This window comes from Bacillus sp. BD48 (assembly GCF_046566805.1).
GTDB classification, from domain to species: Bacteria; Bacillota; Bacilli; order Bacillales; family Bacillaceae; genus Bacillus; species Bacillus safensis.
The window spans coordinates 616379-639616 of the sequence record NZ_JANGFM010000001.1 but is presented as its reverse complement, the minus strand read 5'-3'; the positions used below and the strand labels follow the sequence as shown (position 1 = coordinate 639616).

The 23238-nt window shown below is 43.8% G+C and carries 24 protein-coding genes; 22 read left to right on the top strand and 2 right to left on the bottom strand.

The features are described 5' to 3' along the window. Nucleotides 1-42 precede the first annotated feature (42 nt). The 17 genes from ACLGGR_RS03280 to ACLGGR_RS03200 all read left to right on the top strand — a co-directional run bounded on the left by ACLGGR_RS03280 (nucleotide 43) and on the right by ACLGGR_RS03200 (nucleotide 15366). The gene (locus tag ACLGGR_RS03280) at nucleotides 43-1080 is read left to right on the top strand and encodes a sulfate ABC transporter substrate-binding protein (protein WP_410972484.1); all 1038 of its coding nucleotides are present in this window, start codon (nucleotides 43-45) and stop codon (nucleotides 1078-1080) included. 11 nt (nucleotides 1081-1091) lie between these two features. Continuing rightward, a complete protein-coding gene (cysT, locus tag ACLGGR_RS03275; RefSeq protein WP_041105928.1) occupies nucleotides 1092-1937 on the top strand; it encodes a sulfate ABC transporter permease subunit CysT in 846 nt (281 codons plus the stop codon). 5 nt (nucleotides 1938-1942) lie between these two features. Further along, entirely contained in the window at nucleotides 1943-2812 is an 870-nt protein-coding gene (gene cysW, locus ACLGGR_RS03270) for a sulfate ABC transporter permease subunit CysW (RefSeq protein WP_142944580.1), read from the top strand. 15 nt (nucleotides 2813-2827) lie between these two features. Next, nucleotides 2828-3559, top strand: a complete 732-nt coding sequence (locus ACLGGR_RS03265) for a sulfate/molybdate ABC transporter ATP-binding protein (protein WP_251215609.1) — start codon at nucleotides 2828-2830, stop codon at nucleotides 3557-3559. A gap of 239 nt (nucleotides 3560-3798) precedes the next feature. Further along, nucleotides 3799-4266 carry a PTS sugar transporter subunit IIA gene (locus ACLGGR_RS03260; RefSeq protein WP_041105930.1) on the top strand — a complete coding sequence of 156 codons (468 nt, stop codon included), beginning with the start codon at nucleotides 3799-3801 and terminating at the stop codon, nucleotides 4264-4266. A gap of 53 nt (nucleotides 4267-4319) precedes the next feature. Beyond that, nucleotides 4320-5693, top strand: a complete 1374-nt coding sequence (locus ACLGGR_RS03255; RefSeq protein WP_095408274.1) for a PTS galactitol transporter subunit IIC — start codon at nucleotides 4320-4322, stop codon at nucleotides 5691-5693. 19 nt (nucleotides 5694-5712) lie between these two features. Next, on the top strand, nucleotides 5713-5991 hold the full coding sequence (locus tag ACLGGR_RS03250) for a PTS sugar transporter subunit IIB (protein ID WP_003212259.1): 279 nt from the start codon (nucleotides 5713-5715) through the stop codon (nucleotides 5989-5991). A 60-nt stretch (nucleotides 5992-6051) separates the two neighbouring features. Continuing rightward, a complete protein-coding gene (locus tag ACLGGR_RS03245; protein WP_142944582.1) occupies nucleotides 6052-6498 on the top strand; it encodes a hypothetical protein in 447 nt (148 codons plus the stop codon). Then, nucleotides 6495-7526 (top strand): alcohol dehydrogenase catalytic domain-containing protein, encoded by a 1032-nt coding sequence (locus tag ACLGGR_RS03240; RefSeq protein ID WP_142944583.1) that lies wholly within the window; start codon nucleotides 6495-6497, stop codon nucleotides 7524-7526. Before ACLGGR_RS03245 ends, ACLGGR_RS03240 begins: the two co-directional genes overlap by 4 nt. Nucleotides 7527-7706: 180 nt before the next feature. Then, nucleotides 7707-8690 (top strand): pyruvate dehydrogenase (acetyl-transferring) E1 component subunit alpha, encoded by a 984-nt coding sequence (pdhA, locus tag ACLGGR_RS03235; protein ID WP_410972483.1) that lies wholly within the window; start codon nucleotides 7707-7709, stop codon nucleotides 8688-8690. Between the two features lie 31 nt (nucleotides 8691-8721). Next, on the top strand, nucleotides 8722-9702 hold the full coding sequence (locus tag ACLGGR_RS03230) for an alpha-ketoacid dehydrogenase subunit beta (protein WP_410972616.1): 981 nt from the start codon (nucleotides 8722-8724) through the stop codon (nucleotides 9700-9702). Between the two features lie 17 nt (nucleotides 9703-9719). Beyond that, a complete protein-coding gene (locus tag ACLGGR_RS03225; RefSeq protein WP_251215605.1) occupies nucleotides 9720-11045 on the top strand; it encodes a dihydrolipoamide acetyltransferase family protein in 1326 nt (441 codons plus the stop codon). A 12-nt stretch (nucleotides 11046-11057) separates the two neighbouring features. Continuing rightward, entirely contained in the window at nucleotides 11058-12440 is a 1383-nt protein-coding gene (gene lpdA / locus ACLGGR_RS03220) for a dihydrolipoyl dehydrogenase (RefSeq protein ID WP_410972482.1), read from the top strand. Nucleotides 12441-12458: 18 nt separating this feature from the next. Then, entirely contained in the window at nucleotides 12459-13160 is a 702-nt protein-coding gene (locus ACLGGR_RS03215) for an SDR family NAD(P)-dependent oxidoreductase (RefSeq protein WP_251215603.1), read from the top strand. Next, nucleotides 13138-13923 carry an SDR family NAD(P)-dependent oxidoreductase gene (locus ACLGGR_RS03210; protein WP_410972615.1) on the top strand — a complete coding sequence of 262 codons (786 nt, stop codon included), beginning with the start codon at nucleotides 13138-13140 and terminating at the stop codon, nucleotides 13921-13923. The genes ACLGGR_RS03215 and ACLGGR_RS03210 overlap by 23 nt, the downstream gene beginning before the upstream one ends. Nucleotides 13924-14016: 93 nt before the next feature. Beyond that, on the top strand, nucleotides 14017-14973 hold the full coding sequence (locus ACLGGR_RS03205; RefSeq protein WP_024424944.1) for a sugar-binding transcriptional regulator: 957 nt from the start codon (nucleotides 14017-14019) through the stop codon (nucleotides 14971-14973). A gap of 63 nt (nucleotides 14974-15036) precedes the next feature. Further along, the gene (locus ACLGGR_RS03200) at nucleotides 15037-15366 is read left to right on the top strand and encodes a bh protein (protein WP_142944588.1); all 330 of its coding nucleotides are present in this window, start codon (nucleotides 15037-15039) and stop codon (nucleotides 15364-15366) included. A 13-nt stretch (nucleotides 15367-15379) separates the two neighbouring features. Here ACLGGR_RS03200 and ACLGGR_RS03195 read toward each other — a convergent pair whose 3' ends face one another. After that, nucleotides 15380-16705, bottom strand: a complete 1326-nt coding sequence (locus ACLGGR_RS03195) for an APC family permease (protein WP_251215602.1) — start codon at nucleotides 16703-16705, stop codon at nucleotides 15380-15382. A gap of 329 nt (nucleotides 16706-17034) precedes the next feature. On the opposite strand from ACLGGR_RS03195, the gene ACLGGR_RS03190 reads away from it, so the two are divergent. Next, nucleotides 17035-17991 (top strand): ring-cleaving dioxygenase, encoded by a 957-nt coding sequence (locus ACLGGR_RS03190; RefSeq protein ID WP_410972481.1) that lies wholly within the window; start codon nucleotides 17035-17037, stop codon nucleotides 17989-17991. Nucleotides 17992-18025: 34 nt separating this feature from the next. Here the strand turns inward: ACLGGR_RS03190 and ACLGGR_RS03185 are convergent, their stop codons facing one another. Continuing rightward, nucleotides 18026-19315: a S1C family serine protease gene (locus tag ACLGGR_RS03185; RefSeq protein WP_410972480.1), complete on the bottom strand. Its 1290-nt coding sequence runs from the start codon at nucleotides 19313-19315 to the stop codon at nucleotides 18026-18028. A gap of 170 nt (nucleotides 19316-19485) precedes the next feature. Here ACLGGR_RS03185 and proG point away from each other — a divergent pair, with 170 nt between their 5' ends. From proG to ACLGGR_RS03165, 4 genes are all read left to right on the top strand, one after another. Further along, a complete protein-coding gene (gene proG, locus ACLGGR_RS03180; RefSeq protein WP_410972479.1) occupies nucleotides 19486-20310 on the top strand; it encodes a pyrroline-5-carboxylate reductase ProG in 825 nt (274 codons plus the stop codon). Between the two features lie 189 nt (nucleotides 20311-20499). Further along, on the top strand, nucleotides 20500-21324 hold the full coding sequence (locus tag ACLGGR_RS03175; protein ID WP_410972478.1) for a M55 family metallopeptidase: 825 nt from the start codon (nucleotides 20500-20502) through the stop codon (nucleotides 21322-21324). 18 nt (nucleotides 21325-21342) lie between these two features. Then, a complete protein-coding gene (locus ACLGGR_RS03170) occupies nucleotides 21343-22278 on the top strand; it encodes an ABC transporter permease (RefSeq protein WP_410972477.1) in 936 nt (311 codons plus the stop codon). Beyond that, nucleotides 22275-23237, top strand: coding sequence for an ABC transporter permease (locus ACLGGR_RS03165; protein WP_034281490.1), 963 nt, complete (start codon nucleotides 22275-22277; stop codon nucleotides 23235-23237). Before ACLGGR_RS03170 ends, ACLGGR_RS03165 begins: the two co-directional genes overlap by 4 nt. Nucleotide 23238 lies beyond the last annotated feature (1 nt).

Below are 23238 nucleotides of genomic sequence, written 5' to 3'. Positions count from 1 at the left end.
AGGTTGGTGTCACTATTATTTGATAACGGGGAGCGGGATAACATGAAAAAGTGGAAATGGGTCTCTATCGTGACCATCATATTAGTCTTGGCTGTGACGAGTACTGCATGCTCAAACGCAAACGAAGCTTCAAAGCAAAAGGGAAAGGTTGAGCTGTTAAATGTTTCGTATGATCCTACACGTGAATTGTATCAGGAATACAATCAAGCCTTTCAGACGTATTGGAAAGACAAAACTGGTGAGGATGTCACGATCAAGCAGTCTCACGGTGGATCAGGAAAGCAGGGAAGATCGATTATTGATGGACTCGAGGCAGATGTGGCAACACTGGCTTTAGGGTATGACATTGATGCGATTGCAGATCGCGGACTGCTTTCAAAGGATTGGCAAAAGGAATTTCCAAATCAGTCCACACCGTATACATCGACCATTGTGTTTCTTGTGGAGAAAGGGAATCCCAAAAATATTAAAGACTGGGACGACTTGATCCGGCCAGGTGTGTCCATCATTACGCCGAATCCGAAAACGTCCGGCGGTGCGAGATGGAATTACTTAGCTGCATGGGCCTATGCGGATAAAACATTTCATGGGAATGAAGAAAAAACAAAGGATTTTGTCAAAAAGCTATATGAACATGTCGAAGTCCTTGATTCAGGTGCACGCGGAGCCACAACGACCTTTGTTGAACGCGGTCTTGGAGATGTGTTAATTGCATGGGAAAATGAAGCCTATTTGACGCAGCATGAACTAGGCAAAGACAAATTTGAAATTGTCACCCCATCGATTAGTATTCTAGCGGAGCCGCCCGTTGCGGTCGTTGATCAAAATGTGAAACGTAAAGGAACAGAGAAAGTGGCGAAGGCTTATTTAGATTATTTATATTCTAAAAAAGGGCAGGAAATTGCGGCGAAAAACTATTATCGCCCTAGAAATCAAGAAGTCTTAAATAAATATAAAGACCAGTTTAAAAAGATTGATATGGTGACGATTGATCAAGCGTTTGGCGGGTGGAGAAAGGCGCAGAAAAGATTTTTTGATGATGGCGGCTTATTTGATCAAATATACAGCGGACAAAAATAGGGGGCGATGTGATGAAGAAAGCACATGCAGCCGCCAATAAAAGAAAACGTATATTGCCTGGATTTGGTCTGAGCCTTGGGGTGACGCTCGTTTATGTGAGTGCGATTGTCGTCATTCCTTTATCCATGGTATTTATTTGGACGGCTTCATTAGGAGCAGAGGGGATTTGGAAGGTTTTTACCGATGCAAGAGTATTGAAGTCGCTTCAGCTGACCGTGACGACTTCCTTTGCAGCTGCTCTCATCAATGCAGGGTTTGGTGTACTAATTGCCTGGGTTCTCGCCAGGTACACATTTCCTGGAAAGAAAATCTTAGATGCTCTCATTGATTTGCCTTTTGCTCTCCCAACCGCTGTTGCAGGTATTGCCCTGACCACCCTTTATTCTCCTAATGGATGGATTGGTCAATTTCTGCATATAAAGGTGGCGTACACACCGATTGGGATTATTTTGGCACTGATTTTTATTGGCATTCCATTCGTTATCCGGACCGTTCAGCCTGTGATAGAGGGACTGCAGCAGGAAGTGGAAGAGGCTGCGGCGATTCTTGGTGCGACAAGGAGACAGACCTTTTTTCACGTGCTGCTGCCTGCCTTGTTTCCTGCGGTGATGACTGGATTTTCACTTGCGTTTGCAAGAGCACTAGGTGAATATGGCTCTGTTGTGTTTATTGCTGGAAATATTCCGTTTAAAACAGAAATTACACCGCTGATGATCATGTCCAAGCTTGAACAGTATGATTATCATGGTGCCGCAGCGATTGCATGCTTGATGCTGCTTCTTTCATTTTTCATCCTGTTATTGATTCACGGCATTCAGTGGTATGTTGAGCGGAAAAAACAAGTATACGTGAGGTGAAACCATTGGAGAGAGAGCTTAGTCATCCGCACCATGTTCAGTATAAAAGTCCTGTAACCGAATCTAAATCGGTGAAAATTCTATTGATTACAGTGGTGTATGCTTTTTTGATTTTATTTTTACTCATACCGCTGATCGCCGTTTTTTCAAAGGCATTTGAGAAAGGGTGGAGTTCATACCTTCTGGCCATCTCACATCCAGATACACTAGCGGCGATCAAATTGACCGTTTTCATTGTCGTCGTCACTTTGCCGCTTCAAATGATTTTTGGGGTTAGTGCTGCATGGCTTATCACAAAATTTAACTTCCGCGGAAAACGTTTGTTAACGACTGTGATTGACCTCCCGTTTGCCGTTTCACCTGTGATTGCTGGACTTGTATTTGTGCTTTTATTTGGTTCAAACGGGCTGTTAGGGCCATGGCTTATGGAGAATGGATGGAAAGTCATTTATTCTGTTCCAGGCATGATCCTAGCAACCATATTCGTTACATTTCCGTTTATTGCTAGAGAATTAATCCCGTTTATGCAGCATGAAGGCATTCATGAGGAAGAAGCATCGCTTACACTTGGTGCCAACGGATGGAAGACTTTTTTCTTTGTGACACTGCCGAATATCAAATGGGCTCTTTTTTACGGTGTCATCTTAGCCGGGGCAAGAGCGATTGGTGAATTTGGTGCCGTGTCGGTTGTATCAGGTCATATTCGAGGGATGACCAATACGATGCCGCTTCATATCGAAATTTTATACAATGAGTACCAATTTCAAGCCGCTTTTGCTGTGGCGTCTCTCATGGCGTTTGTGGCAGTCATTACTTTAATTATTAAGCAAATCATTCAGCAGAGGGATCACCGGCTTGGCAAGCGGTCAACATAAATGGAGGGATCGGTCTTGGGAATTACTGCAAAACAAATATCAAAACAATTTGGTCAGACAAAGGTTTTGCAAAACGTGGATTTATCGATAAGAAATGGTGAATTGATCTCTTTATTAGGACCGTCTGGCTCTGGAAAGACGACGTTATTAAGAATCATTGCAGGTCTTGATTACGCCAATAACGGGCAGATTTTATTCGGAGATCAGGATTACACACACATTCCAGTACGAAAGCGGCAAATCGGTTTTGTGTTTCAGCAATATGCGCTTTTTCGAAATATGACGGTTTTTGATAATGTGGCATATGGACTGAAAATTAAACCTAGAGGAGAAAGACTGCCTAAACAAGACATCAAAGAGCGGGTACATGAGCTTTTAGAGGTTGTTCAGCTGACGCAGTATGAGCAGCGGTATCCAGAGCAGCTGTCAGGCGGACAAAAGCAGCGTGTAGCACTGGCGCGCGCACTTGCCGTTCAGCCGAAGGCACTCCTGCTGGATGAACCCTTTGGTGCACTTGATACAAAGGTGAGGAAAGAATTAAGGCATTGGCTGAAAAAAGTTCATCGTGACTTTCAAATGACCACCATTTTTGTGACACATGATCAAGAAGAAGCATTCGATATTGCTGATCGTGTTGTGGTGATGAATGAAGGAAGAATCGAAAAAATTGGCACAAAGGAAGAAATGGCAGTACAGACAGACAATCTATTTGTATCTGAATTTTTAGATATAGGAAGCCACATTTAACAAGCAGTATAGAAGGTTAGAAGGAAAAGACGCGGTGGTCACTGCGTCTTTTTTTATAAAAATTTCCCTAGGAACATTGACTTATAATTTCGAATATTATAATATCTTTACAAAGGTAACAGCATTGAACATTTTTCAGAACACATAATTGTAAGCGCTTTATAAAAGGTTCTAATCTAAAATGTTCTTTATTTTTGTTACATGTGTTCATATTTATACCAAATGAAAGGGGTGGTTGTTTGAACAGCTTGTTTGAGTTAGATGAACAACTGATTAAGCTGCAGTTCGAAGCATCTTCGAGAGAGGAGGTGACCACATATTTAGCAGGGCGGTTAGAAGCTGGAGGGTACATTAAATCGAGCTTTTTACCAGCAGTGCTTGAAAGAGAAAAAACATATCCTACAGGTCTCCCGCTTGCAGCCTTTGGGGTAGCGATTCCGCATACAGATCCAGAGCATGTGAACAAACCGGCGATTAGTGTAGCTACTTTAAAGGAACCTGTTATTTTTCATAAGATGGGAAGCCCTGATGAAACAGTGCAAGCCAAAATTGTGTTTGTCCTAGCAATCTCTGAGCCTAGCAAGCAGCTTGTGATGCTGGAGAAGCTGATGACACTTTTTAGAAAAGAAGAAGTGATGACAAAGCTATCTTATATGACATCTTATGAAGAAGCGGTAGACGTGCTTCAGCAAGAACTAAACCAGTAGCCATTCACGAAAATATGTAAGCGCTTTATCTGAAAAATTCAGGAGGTGGATGTATGATCAAGCAAGCCGTCGATTTTATATTAGACCTTGGACCAACTATTATGCTCCCGATTATTATGACGCTTTTCGGTATGATTTTAAGGCAGGGCTTTAAGAAATCCTTCAGGGCCGGTATTACGATCGGGATTGGATTTGTCGGTGTCAATCTTGTCATTAATTTGCTCGTGAGCGGTCTTGGGCCAGCAGCGAAAGCCATGGTTAATTCCCTTGGGCTAAAGCTCGATATTTTGGATGTTGGATGGCCGATTGGAGCTGCCATATCCTTTGGTACACCCGTTGCCCCGCTCATGATTCCTCTTGTGCTTTTATTAAATGTTATCTTATTGTCCGTGAACTTTACGAAAACGCTGAATGTGGATATTTGGAACTTCTGGCATTTGATTTTCGCAGCCTCTGTTACTTACTACGCTTATCATAATATGTTCTTGGCTCTTGCTGTTGGCTTGATTGTCTCTGCGATCACGCTGAAATTAGCCGATTGGACGGCGCCGACAATCGAACACCATTTCGGATTAAAAGGCGTATCGATGGCTCATGCTGAAACGGTCAACTTTGCCCCGCTGATGTATGCGTCCAACCGCATCATTGATAAGATCCCTGGTTTAAACAAAATTCATGCTGATCCAGAAACCTTGAAGAAACGCTTTGGCATCTTTGGCGAACCGCTTGTGATGGGTCTCATACTTGGTATCATTATTGGTCTTCTTGGCGGCTATGATGCAAAAGGTGTGATGACGCTCGGTATTCAAATGGCGGCAGTTCTTGTCTTAATGCCAAGAATGGTTGCGTTATTAATGGAAGGACTCATTCCAATCTCTGAGGGCGCTCGTTCTTATATTCAAAAGCGTTTCCCAGGGAAAAATGTCTATATTGGTTTAGATACAGCGATTGTTATTGGTCATCCAGCGAATATGGCGGTAGCCCTTTTAATGGTGCCGATTACGATTTTGCTCGCTGTTGTTCTCCCTTACAATGGCATGCTCCCGTTTGCTGACTTATCGGTTCTGCCATTTACAGTTGTCTGGGCAGTAGCAGCCGCTCGTGGAAATATTATTCGCGGTCTTATTAACAGTATTTTTACATTAATGATTGTCTTCTTTATCGCAACGAACCTTGCTCCGCTTGCGACAACAATGGGGAAAGCAGTCGGCTTTGATTTCCCAGAAGGGGCAAACATGATTTCAGGTATTGATCTTGGTTCTCACGTCATTCCTTGGATCATGGTGAGACTTCTTGATCCGAGCAACCCGTACTTTATTGCAGCGATCATCTGTGCACTCGCTTATGCGCTTCTATGGTACTGGGTGCGAAATGATATTAAAAAGCAGTATGCGAAAGAAATGGGCTTAGATCAGAAAGACCAATAAATGAGCTGGAGGGATTCTAATGGCGAAGAAAATATTAGTATCATGCGGAACGGCAGTTGCAACATCAACGGTTGTGGCTAAAAAGGTAGAAGAGACGTTAAAGGAAAAAGGATATGATGTCGTCGTGGAACAGTGTAAGGCATCTGAAGTCCCGCAAAAAGCGGAAGGCGCCGATTTAATTGTGACGACAACGCCTGTAAGTGATACAAAAGGGACACCTGTGATTCAAACATTATCCTTTTTAACTGGATTTGGTATTGAAGATGATATCGAGAAAATCATCGATCATATCAAGTAGAAGACTATTGCAAGGAGGAGCTTTCGAGCTCCTTCTAGTGATCTGAAAGGAGGAAGTCTCATGCAGCATCATGCTTATAGCCGAACGTCTGCAATGTTGTCTATTTTTCTTCCAGCCGTGCTCATCTGTCTGTTTTTTCTCTGGTCTCTTTATACGTTATGGTCAGCAGGACCTGAGCCATTAGCTGTGTTAGGCGTTTATACACTGCCTATTCTCATGCTTTCTAGTATCACAGGACTGAACCAGCCGACAAACGTCATCATTAGTGACGATCAACTGAAGATAGGGGCTTTTGGCAGATGGCACACATATGCAGTTTCTGATATTAAAGGAAAGCTTTTTTTAAAGCCTTATCCTCATATCGGAAAAGTCTATGTCAGGGTGGGGCCAGCCCGTATATTCGGAGGGCGCTACTGGATATCCAGTGAGATGAGTGAGTACAAGCAGCTTGTTCAAACGTTGCAGGATTTTGCGAAGGTTGATGAAAAGGAGGATGCAGCTACATGAAATCAGCTGTCTTTTATTCTTCAGAGAACATTCGGTATGAGGAGCGGAACCGGCCAGTCATCGGTGATGATGAAGTTCTGTTAAAGCTGCGAGCCTGCGGCTTATGCGGAACGGATATTTACAAAGCAACGCATGAGACTGTACCTCCTGGGACGGTGCTGGGACATGAAATCGCTGGTGATATTGTCGAGACCGGCAAGCACGTGACAAATGTCCAAACGGGAGACAGGGTCTATGTGGCACATCATGTGCCTTGTTTCACCTGTGACTTTTGTCAAAAGGGATTTTATACGATGTGTCCGCAGTTTACAGCCACAAATGTAGAGCCGGGCGGGTTTTCAGAATATATCCGTGTACCTGCTTTGCATGTCAAGCACACGATGGGCAAGCTTCCGAAAGATGTATCGTATGAGCAAGGGGCGATGGTAGAACCTGTTGCCTGCTGCCTGCACGGATTTGAACGAGCACCTGTTCATCCAGGAGATTCCGTCTTGATCCTTGGAGCGGGGCAAATTGGCTGTATTCAATTGCAGCTCGCCAAATATTATTTGGCAGGGAAAGTGATGATAACAGACGTGAATGAGAACAGGCTGCTGCAAGCGAGGAGTTTAGGTGCAGACATCGCTTTTCATCCAGCAGCTGAGCCAGTGGAAAACCGGGTGATGAAAGAAACAGATGGAAAGGGAGCAGACCTCGTTATTATTTCTGTTGGGAGCAGTGCGCTTTTAAAAGAGGCGTTTCAGGCTGTAGCGCGAGGCGGGACGATTTTGGTGTTTGCTCATTTTCCAAAGGGCGATGTGGCCATTCCTGCTGAACGGTTTTTCAATGATGAAGTGAAGGTAGTAGGAGCCTATTCCTCTCATCCATATCACTATCGTGAAGCCCTTGAGCTTCTGAAAGCAAAAGTGGTCAACACTGAAAAGATGGTGACGCATCGTTATCCGTTAAGCCAGCTGCTTCAGGCGATAGAATGTGCGAGGCACCCTGAGGGTGAGAGCGTCAAAATCATGATGTATCCAGATGAATGAGTGTATGAGATTGAAAGAGAAAGAGAAGTTCTTTGGAAAAGGGCTTTGCCTTTCTCTTTTTTTCTGATAAAAGATGAAAACGCTTAAAAATGAGAGAGAAATGCTTGACTTCGATGATACTTAAACGTATGATAATTACAAATGTAACACATAAGAACAAATGTAAAGGGGAGAGAAGAAATGCAAAAACAAATCACTTTGCCTGAACAGATTAGTCATGAGAAATTAGCAGATTTATATAAACAAATGTGGTTAGTAAGATATTTTGATGAAAAGGTCGATCAATTCTTTGCAAAAGGACTTATCCATGGCACCACTCATTTATGTGTTGGACAGGAAGCATCAGCTGTTGGATCGATTGCCGTATTAAAAGATAAAGATAAGATCGTCAGCACACACAGGGGACATGGTCACTGTATTGCAAAAGGGGCCGAGGTCAATAAAATGATGGCTGAATTGTTTGGACGTGAAACCGGCTATTGTAAAGGAAAAGGCGGCTCCATGCATATCGCGGACTTAGAAAAAGGAAATCTTGGGGCAAATGGAATCGTTGGCGGCGGTATCCCGCTGGCAACAGGTGCAGCGCTCACATCTAAAATGAAACAGGAAGGCTTTGTTGTTCTTTGTTTCTTCGGAGATGGTGCCACAAATGAAGGCAGCTTCCATGAAGCTTTAAACCTTGCGTCCATTTGGGATTTACCGGTTGTGTTTATTTGTGAAAACAACCAGTACGGCATGTCTGGCCCTGTGAAAGAAATGATCAACATTGAAGACATTTCAACAAGAGCAGAAAGCTACGGAATGCCAGGTAAAACGGTTGATGGAAATGACATGGTCGAAATTATGAACACAGTAGATGAAGCAGTCAGCCGTGCGAGAGCGGGAGAAGGCCCATCACTCATTGAAATGAAAACATACCGCTGGAAGGGTCACTCTAAGAGTGATGCGAAAAAATACCGTACACGTGAAGAAGAGACAGAGTGGAGACAAAAAGACGGAATCAAACGCTTTAAGTCTCTCTTGATTGAACTGAATGTTTTGACAGAAGAGCAGGCAGCAAGATTACAGGAAGAAGCGAAGCAGGAAATTGAAGCGTCTGTAGAATTCGCCAAAAACAGTAAAGAACCGTCAATTGACACACTATTAGAGGATGTATACGCCTAATTAGGAGGGAAATCACGTGACAAAAACAACAGTGAGAGAGATTTCATATTTAGAAGCCGTTCGAGAGGCTATGAGTCAGGAAATGAGAGAAAACCAAGATGTCTTCATTTTAGGTGAAGATATCGGCGTATATGGAGGTGCTTTTGGGGTCACGCGCGGCATGGTTGAAGAATTCGGTCCAGAGCGCGTTCGCAATACACCTATCTCAGAGGCTGCCATCGCAGGTGGGGCAGTCGGAGCGGCTTTAACTGGTATGCGTCCGATTTTAGAACTTCAATTCTCTGACTTTATTACAATCGCAATGGATCAGCTTGTGAACCAAGCGGCTAAAACACGATACATGTTTGGCGGAAAAGGAAAGGTGCCGCTCGTCGTGAGAACACCAGCAGGATCAGGAACGGGTGCAGCGGCGCAGCACTCACAAAGCTTAGAAGCGTGGATGGCCCATATTCCAGGACTCAAAGTGGTTCAGCCTTCAACAGCCTATGACGCAAAAGGACTTTTAAAAGCGGCGATGGATGATGACAACCCTGTCATTTTCTACGAGCACAAGCTTCTATATAAAACAATCGGTGAAGTGCCTGAAGAGCAATATTCAATTCCTCTAGGGAAAGCAGATGTGAAAAGAAGCGGGAAAGACGTCACGATTGTAGCAACAGCGATTATGGTACACAAAGCGTTAGAAGCGGCAAAGGAACTAGAAGCAGAGGGAATCGATGTTGAAATCATTGACCCAAGAACACTTGTCCCATTAGATGAAGAAACTATTATCGAATCTGTGAAGAAAACAGGTAAATGTATCGTGGTTCATGAAGCGGTAAAACGAGGCGGCTATGGCGGAGAGATTGCAAGTATGATAGCGGAAAGTGAAGCCTTTGACTACTTAGATGCTCCAATTAAACGACTTGGCGGTCTTGCGGTCCCAATCCCATACAACCCGACGCTGGAAAAAGCGGTCATTCCACAAGTGCCAGATATTATTGAAGCAGCAAAAGAGCTTGTGCGCTCTTAAGTAAAGGGGAGAAGATCATGCCAAAAGAGATATTTATGCCGAAGCTGAGCAGTACGATGGAAGTCGGCACCTTGCTTCAATGGTTTAAAGAAGAAGGAGATTCGGTTGAAATCGGTGAGCCTCTTTTTGAAATTATGACAGACAAGATCAATATTGAGGTGGAAGCCTATGACGATGGTATTTTTCTAAAGAAATATTATGAAGCCGATGATCAAATTCCAGTCAATGCTGTCATTGGATACATCGGAGAGGCAAATGAACAGGTGCCAAGCGAACCGCCAGCACAATCAGATGAAGATTCACCAGGCAGCAGTGAATCGTCTTCATCAGGCGCGGATTCATCCAGTCCTGCTGAAGCCCCAAAAACACCTAATGAAAAAGTACGTGCCACACCTGCGGCAAGAAAAACAGCAAAGGATCATCATGTAGCGATTCACGAGGTATCTGGCACAGGACCTAAAGGCAGAGTTCAAAAGCGGGACGTCGAGGCGGCCGTCCACTCTAGTGAGAAAAATCAGCGCGTGTCACCGCTTGCAGAAAAAGTGGCTGCTCGTGAAGGAATCAATTTAGCGAATGTTGCTGGATCTGGTGCACACGGGAAAATTATGAAGAGTGATGTAACGGCAGCAGCTGTACAAACAGCAGAGTCTTCTCCAGTGAAAACACAAAAACTAGCTGGTATGAGAAAAGTGATCGCTGATCGCATGTCACAAAGTGCCTTTACAGCACCGCACGTGACATTAACAAGTGAAATCGATATGTCAAAAGCGAAAGAAGTACGCAAACAGCTATTGCCAGCGATTGAAAAAGAGACAGGCTACAGACTGTCGTTCACAGAAATTATCATTCATGCGGTCAGCAACGTACTCACGCGCCACCCGCAGATCAATATGACGTTTGAACAAAATGAGCTCCATTTCCATGATGATGTGCACATTGGTCTCGCTGTCGCTGTAAAAGATGGCTTAATGGTTCCAGTCATTTCTCATGCGAACCAAAAAGGGTTAAAACAGCTGACAAAAGAGGCAAAAGAAATCGGCCGAAACGCACGTGACCAAAAACTGCTGCCAGATCAGCTGAAAGGGTCCACTTTTACCATTAGTAACTTAGGTATGTATGCGATTGATACCTTTACCCCGATTATTAATCAGCCAGAAGTGGCGATCTTAGGGGTTGGGCGCATTCAAGAAAAACCTGTTGTGGTAGATGGAGAAATTCAGGTGCGGCCGATGATGGGCGTTAGTTTATCGTTTGATCACCGAGTGGTAGATGGCGCACCAGCGGCTGCCTTTTTAACAGACCTTAAAAAAGTGCTTGAACAACCATTTGAATTGCTAATGTAGGAGATGAATCGGATGACGAAAACGTATGATCTGACAGTCATTGGCGGAGGGCCTGGCGGGTATACTGCCGCCCTTCAAGCAGCTGATCGTGGACGAAAGGTCGCATTGATTGAAGAGGATTTTCTAGGCGGTACTTGTTTAAATCGGGGCTGTATTCCTTCCAAGACACTGCTTAAACATGCAGAAGTCATTGAATCAATTGAGAAGGCGAAAAGCTGGGGAATTGAAACAGGTGATATGGTCCTTTCCTTCGATAAAATGAGAAAGCGCAAAGACGACGTCATTGAAAAGCTTAGAGGCGGAATTGCCTTTTTATTAAAGCAAGGAAAGATTGATGTATATAACGGCAGAGGTACAGCTGTTACAAGGCACCGAATTGAGATTGAAAAACAAAATGGTTCAGAATCGATTGAAACGAAAGAGCTTATCATTGCTACTGGATCTTCACCTGCCATTCCGCCAATACCAGGGCTTAAAGACATTCAATTTGACACAAGTGATACGATCTTTGACATTCCAGATATTCCTGCATCAGTCGTCATCATTGGCGGCGGTGTCATTGGACTTGAGCTGGCTTGTATCTTCCAGAGTCTTCAATCAAAAGTCACGATTATTGAAGCGGCTCCATCCATTATTCCGCAAGAGGATGAGGAAGCATCTAAGCTGCTAGAAAGAGAATTAAAGAAAAAAGGCATCCATATCGCGAAGAAAACCACTGTGACAGAGGTGACGGAAAGCGAAGGAGTCAAAGCGGTTCATGCAGCAGACGATAAAGGGGAGACGCATATCTTTACGGCTGAAAGGCTACTTGTTTGTGTAGGAAGAAGACCTAGTGTATCTGCCGTCAGCCAGCTTGACCTTCAGCTGGATGGTCCTTTTATCAAGGTGAATGACAAGATGCAGACAAGTGTGGAAGGTGTCTATGCAGTTGGGGATGTTGCTGGCGGCTATCAGCTGGCTCACGCAGCAATGGCAGAAGCCGCTGTTGCGGTCAGTAATATTTGCGGTGTGTCTGAAAAGATGAATGCTGATATCATGCCTAGATGTATTTATACATTACCAGAGGTAGCAAGTGTCGGTCTGACTGAGAAAGAGGCAAAAGCCAAAGGACTTAACGTGCGGGCAGAACGATTTGATTTAGCGGCAAGCGGTAAAGCGCTAGCGGCAGGTGATCAAACAGGCTTTATTAAATTGGTATACGATACAGCCTATGGTGAAGTGATTGGCGCGACGATGGTTGGCCCGCACGTCACAGAGATGATTTCAGAAGCTTCCTCCTTTATGTATTTAGAAGGAACAGCAGAAGAGATGGCGAAAATGATTCATCCGCATCCGACCATCTCAGAAGGTTTTTATGAAGCAGCTCTTGATATCGTGAGTAAGCTGAGAAAATAATCAAGGGATAGGGAGGAGATGCATGTGCACGTCCAGCTTCATCAGAAAGCGGCACTTGTGACAGGTAGCACAGATGGATTTGGAGAAGCCATCTGCCTGGCTTTAGCCCAGGCAGGTGCACATGTTTTTTTACACACGTTTCATGATGAATCAAAGGCTAAAACCATTCGTGAAGACATTCAAAAAATGGGCGGTCAAGCGAGTATCATTCAGAACCCGCTGGAAACACCGCGTGATGCCACACGGATGCTAAGGCAAGTGATTGATACATGCGGTAAACTGGATATTTTGGTCAATCAAGCAGAGCAAGGAGCGGGCACAGGGCTTGATGACGTGAGTCCTGATGAGTGGGTGGATGAAGTGGAATCGGCTGTGAATACCGTCTTTCTTTCCAGTCAGGCTGCCGTATGGCATATGGTTGATCAGAAGCAAGGCTGCATCATTAATATATCGTCATCAGGCAGTATTACAGGTGATGGCGGGATCTCGCATGCTACATCGAATTCTATGCTGAATGCCATGACAAAAGGATTAGCGAGAGAATTTAAAGACAAAGGCATCCGGGTGCTTGCGCTGCTGCCGCCTCCTCTCCATTTGGCTTCTGATACAGAGCAAATCAAGGAGACTGTGGCCCATATGACGGTGTTCCTCAGTACATCCTATGGTGCATTTACAGATGGCGTGGCGATTATGCTTGATGGGGGTGAGAGCGCTGGCTAATGTTCAAAAACCAGTTCTCATCGTTGGCGGAGCCCAAGGGATCGGAAAAGAAATTGCAGAGCGATTTTTAAAAAAAGGGCACCAAGTCGCTGTGTCAGATATAGATGAAAAGGGACTATCGCTCTTAAAGATACAGTATCCTCAGTTGCTGACATTTCAAGCTGACGTTTCATCGTGGGAAAGTGTTCAGCAAATGATATCAGCAGCTGAAGGGGAGCTGGGCGGCATTGCTCACCTTGTGTATTCAGCAGGAATGACAAAATCACTGCCTTTTTTAGAAGTCGATTTTTCACTTTGGAAAAAGACACTGGCTGTGAACTTATATGGCCTTTACTATTGCATCAAAGCGTTGGCACCCTATATGTGTGAGCGGCAGGAAGGCAGTGTTGTCATTATTGGATCGGGATCTGCAATCACCGGCTCAGGAGGCGGTATTCAATATTATGCATCAAAAGCAGGTGCTTTTGGATTGATGCGTTCGCTCGTAAAGGAACTAGGCTCGCATCATATACGCATCAATGTGATTGCCCCCCGCGTCATTGAATCTCAAATGCTTGATACGCTCTATCCTACTGTAGAGGAGAAACGGCAGCTGCAATCACTCATTCCCATCGGAAGATTAGGAAAGCCTGAGGATATCGCAGGACTCACTTTATTTCTCACACGTGGCGAGGGGAGCTATTTGCACGGACAAATTATCCTGTTAGACGGAGGGAGAACGTATCAGCCGAAATATACTGAGGGAAAAAGAGCGGAGAGTTAATCGCTCTTTTTGTCATTTTCATAACAATTGTTCCAATTGGAAACGAATGTTTGGTATACTGGTAATCATAGTATATTAAAAGGATGATGTCACATGCTGAATTGGGAAGAAAGACGACAGCTCGTCAAAGTTGCTCATCTTTATTATACAGACGGGTGGACGCAGCAGGAAATTGCAAAAAAGCTCAATGTCTCAAGACCAGTCATTTCAAAGCTCTTACAAAAAGCAAAAGATGTGGGAATCGTTGAAGTGTACATTAAAGACGAAAGCATTCATACGGTGGAACTTGAAAAGCAGCTAGAAACAACCTTTCAATTAACAGATGCAGTCGTTGTCCCAAGTGTCGGGACAATGTCTGAGATGGTGAAGCGGGCAGTCGGTCAAGCAGGCGCCTATTATTTGTCTAAAAACATGAAAAATGCGGAGAAAATCGGCATTTCATGGGGGACGACGCTTGCTGAGCTTGTAAAAGAATATCCGTTTGAACGAAGAAACGATGTGAAGGTCATTCCTTTAGAGGGCGGAATGGGCAGGCAGGCGGTCGACATTCATGCCAATCAGCTGGCATATGAGCTGGCAAAGAAAATGAACGGCACGTGTTCCTATTTATATGCCCCTGCGATTTTAGAAACAGAAGAATTAAAAGAACGGCTTATGGCGATGCAGGACATAGAAGCTGTTCTTGAAGAAGGCAGAAATGTGGATATTGCCCTCATCGGTATTGGCAACCCGCATAAAGGGTCAACTTTAAAAACAGTCGGTTATTTAAAAGAAGAGGACTTATCTGGTTTAAGGCAATCAGGGGCTGTCGGTGATATTGGCTTTCGTTTCTTTGATGGAGAAGGAAAACCTGTCCAAGATGAACTGAATCAAAAGGTCATTGGCTTATCGCTGGAACAATTAAAGAGCGTCAAAACGGTCATCGCTGTTGTAGAAGGAACCCATAAAGCTGAGAGTATTTTAGGGGCTTTAAATGGCGGCTTCATCCAAGTACTGGTGACAGACGAACTAACGGCGGCAGCCATTTTAAAGGAAGCATCCGTCCAATAAAAGGCTGACAGTGTTCGAATGGTATAACAAGAGCAACATCAAACGAGAAAGGAGCTGTGTATCTTGAAGAAAACCGAAATGGAAGCAAACCTACACTGTACTCGGTGCCAAGAAGAGACCCTCCACAGCATCGTTTATGTGAATGATCAGATGAAAAGCGTTGAGTGTACAGAGTGTCATCAAAAGATCAGTGTGCAAGTCGACATCATGAAGGAATTTTACAAAGAAGTATACGAGAAAATAGCGACAAAGCCAAAGCGCATGACGCAGGAATATAAGTCGAACCTGAATGGATTTATCTCAAGGCTCCCAATCCGCGTGCTTAGTAAACCATACCGGCTCATGAGATATTTAAACGAATCATACAAAGTGATCAAACAATATAAAAAATAAAGCAGAGGGCTGTTTAGCGCTCTGCTTTATTTTGTGTTTTTTTCATATAATAATAAATAGGCAGTCCAGCAATGCCGATCAGCATGGAGATCAGGCAGCTTTTCCAATCGGTGATCATGGTGCTGATTAAGACGAAGAAAGAACCGATAATCGCAATGATTGGTGTCAGCGGGTAAAGTGGTACACTGTAAGCACGCTTTATTCCGCTGTTTTGTTTTCTCAGCTTAAAGACTGCGAAAAAGGCCATGACATAAAAGATGTAGATCATGAAAATCGAAACCTCTGACAGCTTCTCTGGATTACTGACGATCATAAACACAATGGCGATCAGAATTTGCACAAATACAGCGATCCAAGGTGTTTTAAACGTTGGGTGAATACGCGAAATCGCGTTGGCGAAGGGAATCTGCTTTCGTTCTGCCATCGCAAAAATCACACGTGGGAATGAAAGAACCTTGCCGTTCAAACAGCCAAAGATGCTGATGATGATCCCAATACTAATGATTTTCCCGCCAATTGGCCCAAAGAGCATGGTAGCAGCAGTGCTTGTCGCATTTTCACCTAACTGGACGATTTGATCAGCTGGCAGCACGTGCAAAAGTGCGACATTAATAAAGAGATAACAAGCCGTCACGATTAAAATTCCGCCTGCCATCGCACGAGGAAGCAGTTTCTCAGGGTTTTTCATTTCACCCCCAAGTGCAGCAAGTAAAATCCAGCCATCATAGGCAAACAGCGTAGCCAAAATCGCTGCACCGAAGTTCATTTGAGCGATACTATCGTTGACAGCCATAAAGATATTTTCGTTCCCTTTCCATATGCCAAACACAATAATAGCGGCAATTGGGACAAGCTTTCCGATAGTAGTCAGCCCCTGAACAAATCCGCCGTATTTTGTTCCCATGATGTTGATGATACATAAAAATAAAACGGTGATAATGCCGATTGTTGTAGACCATAAAGTCGAAAGAGAAAATAAATTAGCTAATAATGAACCAAAATAAAGTCCAAGTGCACCAATGATGGCTGGTCCGTAAATAATAATCTGCACCCAGCCGCATAAGTAGCCCCAAAATTCACCATACACTTCTTCAAGATAGGCGTACAAACCGCCGGTTCTCGGGATTTGTGTACCAATTTCAGCGACAGTCAGTCCGCCTGCAAGGGTTAAGATGCCACCTAACAGCCAAGCGAATAAGGCGATGTCTGAGCTTCCTGAATAGGAAAGGACGTTGCCTGGCTTCATAAAGACGCCTGACCCGATAATGGTCCCGATGACAAGAGATAGGGCGAAAAATAAGCCGATGTCTTGTTTTAACGCTGGTTGTTCTTTGTTCATTACACACGACCTCCTGCATCACTTTCGTACGTTACTGTGACATGTATTTTGTTCATTGTAATACGATTTTAGGAAAACAAGAATTAAAAAAATTTTCTGATTTTCGTATTTGTATTTAAAAGTGTTCATTTATTGGAGATATCAGGGTAAATGTAGTGTTAAAAACGAACGATGAAAGATTATTTCTGACTTAATGTTAATTTAATGACCAGAAACCGAACATCCAGTAAACGTGCAGCCAAATGGTTGACTTTTCTTGAAAAATGAACTATTTTATTCATAAGGATATTATCTCGAATTCGAGATAATTTAAAATAGGAGTGAAAATAATGAAAATCAATGGGATTCACCACGTATCTGCGTTAACAGCCAATGCTCAGAAAAATGTTGATTTCTACCGCCAAATCCTTGGCTTGAAACTTGTAAAGAAAACAGTCAATCAGGATGACCCGTCTATGTATCACTTGTTTTATGGAGATGAGGTCGCTTCACCAGGAACGGAGCTAACATTTTTTGAAATTCCAATGCTTGCCCGCCGTTTGGAAGGGACAAATGCGATCACAAGCACAGGTCTTCTCGTTTCTTCTGAAGAGGCACTCACGTTTTGGGAAAAGCGGTTTGAAGATAAAGGCGTGCAGCAAGAAACAGCTTCCTTGAGAGGCGGAAGACCTGCTTTGCGTTTTAAAGACCCAGAAGGGCAGCAGCTGTTTTTAACAGTAGAACCGAATACGCAAGAGGAAGGCTCACCGCCAGTGCATGACGATATTCCGGCAGCGTTTGCGATTAGAGGTTTAGGTCCAGTTGAATTAACCGTTGCAGAAGCCGACAAAACGATCGGTGTTTTAACGGATATCCTTGGATTCACTGAAAGAGCCCGTGAACAATCAAATGATGGTGAGATCGTGACCATTTTTGAGTCAGGAAATGGCGGCGCTGGAACAGAAATTCATGTGATCGAAAAAACAGAAGGGCCTTCTGAGCGTTCGGGAAGAGGAAGTGTGCATCACGTCGCATTTCGTGTGAAAGACGCAGAGGAGCTTGAAAAATGGTATGAAAAAATCTCAAAAGTAGGCTTCACGAACTCTGGTGTTGTGGAACGCTTCTACTTTAAAGCCCTTTATTTTAGAGAGCCGAATGGTATTTTATTTGAAATTTCAACAGATGGCCCTGGGTTTACAGTCGATGAAGGGGTGGATGAGCTTGGCGATCAATTAGCCCTTCCACCGTTCCTAGAGCATAAACGAGCAGAAATTGAACAAAGATTAACACCAATTCAGTCGTCATAAAAAAAAGCAGCTCATCAACTGAGCTGCTTTTTCATTAGGAACTGACCTGCTTAGATTCAGATTGTGTTAATGTGACCTGCTTTGTTTCTTGTTTTCCGTTTCGAATGAGGGTGATGCTCACGGTGTCTCCTATTTTTGCATTCGTGTATAGCTCATGACGTAATTCACTGCCAGTTTTGATTTGTTTCCCATTGATGCCGGTAATGACATCCTCTGACTTTAAGCCAGCTTTGGCGGCAGGTGAACCAGCGGCGATATCTTTGATGTACACGCCTTGATCGAGCTGACTGCTTTTGAGTCCGAGTGTTTCTTTCTGATACACATCTGGAACTTGTTCGAGATCCAGCATGCTGATGCCGATATATGGACGTTCAATTTTTCCTTTTGCAAGAAGCTGATCAGCAATTGGTTTGACATCGTTGATTGGCAGTGCGAACCCAATGCCTTCAACACCTGTTTCAGATATTTTCATACTCGTGATCCCCACAACCTTTCCGTCTGTTGTCAGAAGCGGGCCGCCGCTGTTACCTGGGTTAATGGCTGCATCTGTTTGAATGACATTAATGCTGCTTTCGCCTGCTGATGTATTCATAGAGACTGTTCGGTCGACGCCGCTGACAATTCCTTGTGTCACCGTTCTAGAAAGATCTTCACCAAGCGGGTTTCCGATCGCAATAACGGTTTCCCCAGCACGCAGTGAGGAGGAATTGCCTAATGCCGCAACCTTCGTCACATGACTGCTGCTAATTTCCACAACGGCTAAGTCAGTGAGCGGATCAGCTCCAACCAGTTTTCCTTCAATGGTTTTGCCATCGTGTAAGGATACGGTTAGTTTATTTGCCCCTTCAATGACGTGGTTGTTTGTTAAGACATAGGCTTTATTGCCTGATTTTTTGAAAATCACTCCTGAGCCTGTACCGGTTTCTTCCTCTTGACTGCTTTTGTTTTGCTGTGATTCATCGAAAGGCGTATTAAAATCGCCAAAGCTCGTGTCTGTTTGTGTTTGAGATTGGTAGTTTGTAATGCCGACGATAGCTGGTGATACATTTTCGACCATGCTGGAGATGCTGCTTGATGAATTTGATGTTTGGACGGCTGTTGTTTTTGACGAATTCGTGTGATTTGTCGATACTGCTTCAGTTTTCGCTGCCGAATCATTTGCAGTGCTGTCTGATGAATGCTGAGCATATGGCGTAAGAACGTAAATGCTTAACGCTAATATACCGCCCACAACACCGCTGACAAATGGCTTAAGCCAGCCGTTTCGCTTTTTCTGCTTTTGAGTTTGTTCAATTGTTTGTTTATCATCTTTGTGGTGTGTCATTTAAATCACTCTCTTTCATCGATTTTTTCATGTATGTGTTCAAGGGCGTATTACCGTATGTGGTGGAGACTGACTTTATCGTAAGAAAAAAGTGTGGGATAAAAATGAAAACATTGTGGGAAATTGTTAAAATAAGTAGTGAATCTAAGCAAAATAGAGGAGATTAAACTGTGGAGACAATTGGAATGATTGGATATGGAAGTATGGCTGATATGATGGTGCAAAAGTGGCTGGAAAATGAGGTGCTGCATGCTCATCAAATCATGATCCATACAAGAAGTGAAACGGAGCGCCTGCTGCAGCTCAAAGAAAAACATCAAGAAATCAACATTTGTTCATTAGACGAACTTTCTGCGTCATGTGATCTATTGTTTGTCTGCGTGCCGCCGCTTGCAGTACTTGATGTTCTGGATCAGCTGCCTTCTCAAGCGAGAACGGTACATATTGTGTCAGTAGCAGCAGCTGTGACATTAGAAAGGTTACAAGCGCATACAGCACAGCCAGTGTCTAGATACATCCCAACACTCACGTCAGCTGTTGGGACGGGCGTATCACTTGTTGCGCATGGTGCAACAGCAGGACGTGAGGAAACGGAGCGTTTGCACCGTCTGCTTTCAGCTTTCAGCATCGTCAGGGAAGTAGAGGAAGACCGGTTTGATGCGGCGAGCAATTTGACAAGCTCATCTCCTGGTTTTATCGCTGCTCTTTTTGAAGAAATGGCGAAAGCGGCTGTGAGAAATAGTAACCTTTCCTTAGAGGAAGCGAATGAATTTTTAACGTATGCCCTTTTAGGTACTGGCCAGGTCCTTGTAGAACGAGGCCTAACCTTTGCTGAAACTGTCGATAGAGTGGCGACAAAAGGGGGAATTACAGGAGAAGGTGCAGAGGTCATTCAACAGCAGGCACCTCAAATGTTTGATGATTTATTTACACAAACCATGAAGAAATATGAACAGCTGAAATCGCAGATCAACGAAGCGGATAAACACCACTAAAGACATAGTTAGTGGTGTTTTATTTGTTAAAAAAATCCTTTCTGATAAAGTCTTTTGACCTGTAGTATCTAAGTCTAAATTCCTTATTTTCAGACATTGTATTGAAAAATCAATCAAGTTCTCATATAATTTTTTAGAAAATTTAGAAAAATATACACAAATTTTATGTTTAATTAAAGGGGGATGGGAATGAAGCTCTATGTATCTGTCGATATGGAGGGGATTACTGGTCTAGCTGATCATACATTTGTTGATTCGCGCCAGCACAACTATGAGCGGGGCAGACGCATCATGACGGGTGAAGTGAATGCTTGTGTAGAAGCGCTTCTTCAGCATGGTGCAACCGACATTTTGGTCAATGACAGTCATTCTAAAATGAATAACCTTTTGATCGAAGAACTGCATGAAGAGGCAGTTCTCATATCAGGTGACGTAAAGCCTTATTCAATGGTGCAAGGATTGGATCAAACCTATGATGCAGCTGTTTTTTTAGGCTATCATGCAAGGGCATCAATGAAAGGTGTGATGTCACACAGTATGATTTTTGGGGTCAGACATTTTTACATAAATGATCATCCAATTGGGGAAATGGGCTTTAATGCGTATGTTGCAGGCTACTATGGTGTTCCAGTGATTCTTGTTTGCGGGGATGATCAAGCAGCACTTGAGGCAGAAAAGCTGATGCCTGGTGTGAAAACAGTAGCAGTGAAAGAGACCATCTCAAGATCTGCTGTGAAATGCTTACCTCCTGCCAAAGTGAATAAACAAATCTCGCAGCAAGTGGAAGCCGCGATGAAACAGATTGATCAAATGAAACCGCTGACGCCTCCTGATCAGCCGCTGCTTAAGATTGAGTTTGCCAATTATGGACAAGCTGAATGGGCGAATTTAATGCCGGGTACTGCCATCATAGAAGGAACAACGACGGTGACGTACCAAGCAGACAATATATTAGAAGCCTATCAAGCGATGCTTGTCATGACAGAGCTTGCCGCACGTACAACATTTTGTTAAGTGAGGGGGAGACAGCAGATGGCCAGCTTTTTGCTCAAGCGTTTTATTGCGATGATTGCTACGATCTTAACGATTACGACTTTAACGTTTATTTTAATGAAGGTCATCCCAGGATCGCCTTTCAATGAAGAACGAAATACAAACGAAACCGTCCAGCGAAACCTCGAAAGCTACTATCACTTAGACGAACCACTCTATGTACAATATGTCATCTATTTAAAATCCATTGTTACCTTTGATTTTGGTCCTTCCATTAAAAAGCCTTCTGAAAGTGTCAATGATCTATTGGCAAGAGGCTTCCCAGTCTCATTTGAACTTGGTCTTATCTCAATATTGATTGCTGTCATCTCTGGCATTCTGCTAGGGGTCATGGCTGCCCTCCGGCACAATGGCTTGATTGATTACATCGCCATGACCATTGCTGTTTTTGGTATATCCATTCCAAACTTTATCTTTGCTACCCTATTAATTCAGCAGCTTGCTGTGAATTTGCAGCTCTTTCCTACAGCGATGTGGACAAGTCCGATGCATATGGTGCTGCCAACCATTGCTCTTGCCGTTAGTCCGATGGCCATTATTGCTCGGCTAACAAGATCGAGCATGATTGAAGTGCTGTCTCAGGACTATATTCGCACGGCTAAAGCAAAAGGACTTTCTCCCTTTAAAATTGTGTTCAAACATGCGCTTCGTAATGCGCTTTTGCCTGTTGTGACCATTCTTGGCACACTTGTCGCAAGCATTTTAACAGGAAGTTTTGTCATTGAAAAAATCTTTGCGATTCCTGGCATGGGAAAATACTTTGTCGAGAGTATTAACAACCGTGATTATCCTGTCATCATGGGAACCACTGTTTTTTACAGCATCATTTTAATCACACTTCTCTTCATTGTCGATGTGGCGTATCGTCTCCTTGATCCTAGGATTCAGCTGCATCAGAAAGGAGGAAAGGCATGAGTATACACCTTCAGCATGATCCACCGAACAGACATCCTGAAGTGCCGGACGAATGGTTTTCTCCTCGAGAGCAAAAGAAAACGGAAGCCCATGCCATTAAAAGACCCTCTCTTTCATATTGGGCAGATACATGGAGACGGCTGAAACAAAATAAGCTTGCGATGTTTAGTCTATCGGTCCTGATTTTTCTTTTTGTCATGGCAGTCTTAGGCCCATTGCTTGCGCCAAATAGTGTGACAGAGCAGCGTCTTTCGATGCAAAATCTGCCGCCTTCGGCTGCTCACTGGTTTGGAACAGATGAGCTTGGACGAGATGTGTTCACACGTACTTGGTACGGAGCACGCATTTCGTTATTTGTGGGCGTCATGGCAGCCTTGATTGATTTTGCCATCGGTGTGATTTATGGGGGCATAGCCGGCTATAAGGGAGGCAAATACGACCATGTCATGATGCGGATTGTCGAGGTGCTCTACGGTCTTCCTTATTTACTCGTCGTCATTTTATTGATGGTGCTCATGGGACCAGGGCTTGTCACCATTATTGTAGCGCTCACTGTCACCGGATGGATTGGAATGGCAAGAATTGTGAGAGGACAGGTTCTTCAGCTGAAAAGCCAGGAATATGTCCTTGCCTCAAAGACCTTTGGTGCCAAAAGCCTGCGGATCATTCGCCGTAACCTGCTGCCGAATACGATGGGGCCCATTATCGTTCAGATGACCCTGACTGTGCCGACCGCGATATTTGCAGAAGCGTTCCTAAGCTTTCTCGGTTTAGGTATTCAAGCACCGTTTGCAAGCTGGGGCGTGATGGCCAATGATGCTTTGCCGACTGTGCTGTCAGACAATGGACATTGGTGGCGTTTATTTTTCCCGGCATTTTTCATTTCACTCACGATGTTTTGCTTTAACAATTTAGGTGATGGCTTGCAAGATGCGCTTGATCCAAAGATGAAGAGGTGAA